This window comes from Streptomyces apricus (assembly GCF_008369065.1).
GTDB lineage: Bacteria > Actinomycetota > Actinomycetes > Streptomycetales > Streptomycetaceae > Streptomyces > Streptomyces apricus.
Map to the genome: position 1 here is coordinate 1 of NZ_VDFC01000116.1, position 4,300 is coordinate 4,300.

General features: G+C 67.8%; 2 protein-coding genes and 2 pseudogenes. All 4 read left to right on the forward strand.

Features of this window, described 5'->3' with window-relative positions; all coding sequences use genetic code 11:
- Positions 1–284 (forward strand): annotated as a pseudogene (locus FGF04_RS38180) (methyltransferase, FxLD system); the annotation flags it as partial.
- A 686-nt stretch (positions 285–970) separates the two neighbouring features.
- Complete coding sequence (locus FGF04_RS38185; RefSeq protein ID WP_149515983.1) at positions 971–1,966, forward strand: hypothetical protein; 996 nt, start codon at positions 971–973, stop codon at positions 1,964–1,966.
- A 138-nt stretch (positions 1,967–2,104) separates the two neighbouring features.
- Complete coding sequence (locus tag FGF04_RS38190) at positions 2,105–3,619, forward strand: amino acid permease (protein ID WP_149515984.1); 1,515 nt, start codon at positions 2,105–2,107, stop codon at positions 3,617–3,619.
- A pseudogene (locus FGF04_RS38195) lies at positions 3,619–4,300 on the forward strand (glutamine synthetase); the annotation flags it as partial. The gene FGF04_RS38190 and the pseudogene FGF04_RS38195, both read left to right, overlap by 1 nt.

Below are 4,300 nucleotides of genomic sequence, written 5' to 3' on the forward strand. Positions count from 1 at the left end.
CCCTGAGCCCCGCCCTCGTCGAGGCCGACTCCCTCGCATACCTCACTCTGGAGCGGACCGCCCAAGGCGCGGACACAGGACCCCGGTTCCGCCTGGGAGCCGTCGGCTACGGCACGGCCGGCGCCGATCTCGCCGAGCGGATCTGCGCGCAGATCCGTGCCTGGAGTCCGGCCCGGACCGCCGAACCCGTGGTCACGGCCTACCCCGCGGACACACCGGACAGCGACCTCGCCGACGGATCCGTGATCGACCGGCCCTCCGTGCGGCTCGTCATCGCCTACTGACCTTGGTGGCCTGACSCAGACAGGCGTGGCCGTTAACAGGCGCGGCCGCGCCCACCGAAACAAGAACAGCGCTGCGTCGGAACATGGTGGGCACCCCTCCGCGCGGTTCGCCTCACAGTCAGTGCACCGCCGCACTGCCCGTCGCCTCGGATTTCTTGCTGATCGTAAGTACGTCATGAGCTGGAATCTTTAGGGCAGATCTTTGCCGATTGCTATATAGATTTCTTTCATTTCCCAATTAACATATCAGCGTTCGGGATTTGAAAGGGCTTTGCACCAATCGCTATCGGTGGACCGAATTTACTTGAACCGAAAGTAGCCACAGCATTCCGGCACCGTCTGCATCCCCACGTTCAGCGAATCTCTCCGGCTCTACCGTGTCACCGATCCCCAACGGTTCGACAACCGCCGCCACTCCCTGAACCTCGAACCGCACACCGAGTGGGCGAACCGCCTCCAGGTACAGGTCCTGCCGCTCGATCACACAGTTGCCTCCGGCTGACCCAACAAGCCCCGTCGGGCCGCAGTCATCAGTCCCGGCTCCCCCTATGGCCGGCGGATCACGTGGGCTGCGGCCCGACGGCTCCACTCCCTGCCCTGAGGACTCACCTCCATGCCATCCTTACGCGCACCAGGCCAGTGCGCAGCCATTGCCCTCCCAGCTCTCTCACACTGGGGGCCCGCCGATGCCCTTCTCTGACATGGGCTTGACAATTCCGCACCCTGCCGGCCGGGATGCCGACCTGCGCGTCGCGCTGGAGGATCTGCGGCTGAATCGGTGGCTGTCCACGAAGGAGCTGCTCGCCAGGACGGATTCCTGGTCACTGCGGTGCAGTCGAAGTCAGGTCCTGGGCCGCGCGGCGGTGGATACCGAGGCGATCGAGATGTGGGCCGCGGAGGAGCCCCAGGACTGGAACGCCTGGATGATGCGGGCCCGTGTGCTGAGTGAACGCGTGGTCCTCGCCCACCGCAACAGTGTCTCCCGGCCGCAGCTGATGCAGGCCGTCCTCAAGGCCCGTTACGCGTGCAGTGCGGCTGCGGAGTGGAGGGATGATCCGGTGCCGCCGCTGTGTTTCATGACGCTCGCGCAGGCCGATGACGACCCCGGGCGGCCGCACAGTCCGCTCAACTGGATCGCGCGTGAGGATCTGCTGCCGCCGGGGCCCTGGCGGCTGCTGGATGCGGTGCACCAGCGCGATGCGCACAACCGTGAAGCCTTCCACCGGATGCTCGCCGTCTTCCGCGCCCGCGGCGACGAGCTGATCACCTTCGCGCAGTGGGTGGCGTCCAAGGCTCCCGTGGGGTCCCCGTTGAAGGTTCTGCCGCTGTACGCCTTCGTCGATCAGTACCGCAAGCAGTGGGCAACGCGGCAGACCGCCCACGTGCTCGCGTACTGGGTCACCGAGGACAAAGCCCACTACGCCCGCACAGCGCTGTATGAGTGGTTCGAGCCGACGCAGCCCGCGCCGGGGCAGCCCGACACCCGTTCCCTGCTGGATCTCAACCATCTGGCGCACGCCCTGACGGCCACCGGCGTAGGCCATGCCGGTCCGGTGTTCGAGGCGATCGGCCCGCACGTGACCACCGCGCCGTGGGCCCAGGTCGCCTACGAGCCGCAGGAGTGGCAGGAGGAATTCCTCAAGGCCCGCCGCCCCGCAGTGAGATCCGGGGGCCGCCGATGACCATCCGAGGCCCACCCTCCGCGACCGCGGCCCCTTGCGTTCGCTTCCTCCTTCAAATCACCCAAAGGACTTCTCCGTTGCACTTACCACCCGCATTACGCCGTTTCTCCTCTCCTTCCTTCTCCCCCGAGGTGCCCGATGCCGCACAGACGATCAGCTAGCCGCCGTCCGCTGGACGACGACGCGGCGCTGCGCGGGCACGGCTACACGCCCGAGCTCAAGCGCGGCATGGGCGGCTTCGGGAATTTCGCGATCAGCTTCTCGGTGATCTGCATCCTGGCCGGCGGGATGACCCTGTTCGGCTACGGCCTCAACACCGGCGGCCCCGCCGTCATGCTGTGGGGCTGGGTCGGCATCGGCGCCATGACCCTCATCCTCGGCGCGTGTCTGGCCGAGGTCACCTCCGCCTATCCCACCTCGGGCGGCCTGTACTACATGGCCCACCGCCTCGGCGGCCCGCGCTGGGCATGGGTCACCGGCTGGCTCAACCTCCTGGGCCTGCTCGGCGCGATCGCCGGCATCGACTACGGCTGCGCGCTGTTCGTCGGCGCGTTCGCCAACCTGCAGTGGGGCCTTGAGCCCACACCCGAGACAACAATGCTGATATTCGCCGGCATCCTGCTGCTCCACGGCACCCTCAACACCCTCGGGGTACGCCTGGTCACCGTGCTCAACTCGATCTCGGTGTGGTGGCAGCTCGCCGGCGTCGCACTGATCGTCGGCGCGCTCACCCTCGCCCCGGGCGAGCGCCAGAGCGCCGACTTCGTCTTCACCCATTTCAACAACGGCACCGGCTTCGACAACCCCGTGTATGTGGCCGCACTGGGCTGTCTGCTGGCGGCGTACACGTTCTGCGGCTACGACGCCTCCTCCCACCTGTCGGAAGAGACAAAAGGCGCACAGATCGCAGCGCCCAAGGGCATCGTGCGGGCCATCGCCTGGTCCTGGGCGGCCGGGTTCGTCCTGCTGGCCGGGCTGCTGTTCGCGATCGAGGACTACGCAGGCACCCTGGGCACCAGCACGGGCGTGCCGCCCGCGCAGATCTTCATCGACGTCCTGGGCACCGGCGTGGCCAAGGGGCTGCTCCTGGTCGTGATCGTCGCCCAGTTGTTCTGCGGGAACGCGGAAACAGCCGCCGCCTCCCGCATGGTGTACGCGTTCTCCCGCGACGGAGCCCTGTACGGTTCCGCGACCTGGCGTCGCGTCAGCAGCCGCACCAAGACCCCCGTCCCCGCGGTGTGGCTGTCGGTCGGTGTCGCGCTGGTCCTGGCGCTGCCCAGCCTGTACTCGCCGACCGCCTACGCCGCCGTCACCGCGATCAACGTCATCGGCATCACCCCCGCCTACGTGATCCCGGTCTATCTGCGGCGGCGCTACCCGGAGAAGTTCACGCCGGGCCCCTGGCACCTGGGCGCCTGGAGCCAGCCACTGGGCTGGATCTCGGTGGGCTACGTGAGCGTGCTGACCGTCGTCTTCTGCCTGCCGCAGGCTTCCCCGATCACCGTGCAGTCCTTCAACTACGCCGGCCTCGCCCTCGCGGTGGTCCTGCTCATCGCGTGGCTCACCTGGATCACCAAAGGCCGACGCTCCTACAAGATCCCGCCACTGGGCACCGAAGCCGAAACCGTGGCCCTGTCCGAAGGCGTGCTGTGATGACCCACGAGACCGAACAGAACGACCTGCCCGTCCTGACAGCGGGCTCCCAGCAGCCGGGGAACCTGGTCCGCCTGGTGGAAGAAGGCGAGATCACGACGGTGATGCTCGCGGTCCCCGACATGCAGGGCCGCCTCAAGGGCAAGCTCCACGACGCCCACACGTTCCTGGACCGCTTCGAGTCGAAGATGTGCGCCTACGTCCTGGCCACCGACTGGGACATGAACCCACAGCCGGGATACCGCCTCACCGGCTGGGACGACGGATTCCAGGACCTGCACCTCGTCCCCGACCCGGGCACCATCCGACGGCTGTCCTATCTGCCCGGCACCGTCCTCATCCACGGCGACGCCCACCACCACGGCCAGCCCATTGACGTCGCCCCGCGGCAGATGTTGCGTCAGCAGATCGCTGAGCTGGCCTCCCTCGGGTACCGGGCCAAGGTCGGCATCGAGAGCGAATTCCTGCTCTACAAAGGCACCCCAGCGCAGGCCCGCCGCCGCGGATACCGGGGACTCGCCCCCGCCTCGCCCTACAACCTCGACTACGCCCTCGACCACCCGCCCGCCCTGAGCGCCTTCTTCCACGACCTCCGCGAAGCACTGCACGCGGCCGGCTGCCCGCCCGAGGCGATCAAGACGGAAGGAGCACCCGGCCAGATCGAGGTGACCTGGCCCTACG

Coding starts and splice junctions, on each gene's coding strand:
- FGF04_RS38185 (WP_149515983.1), top strand. CDS start 971: ATGCCCTTCTCTGACATGGGCTTGACAATTCCGCACCCTGCCGGCCGG.
- FGF04_RS38190 (WP_149515984.1), top strand. CDS start 2,105: ATGCCGCACAGACGATCAGCTAGCCGCCGTCCGCTGGACGACGACGCG.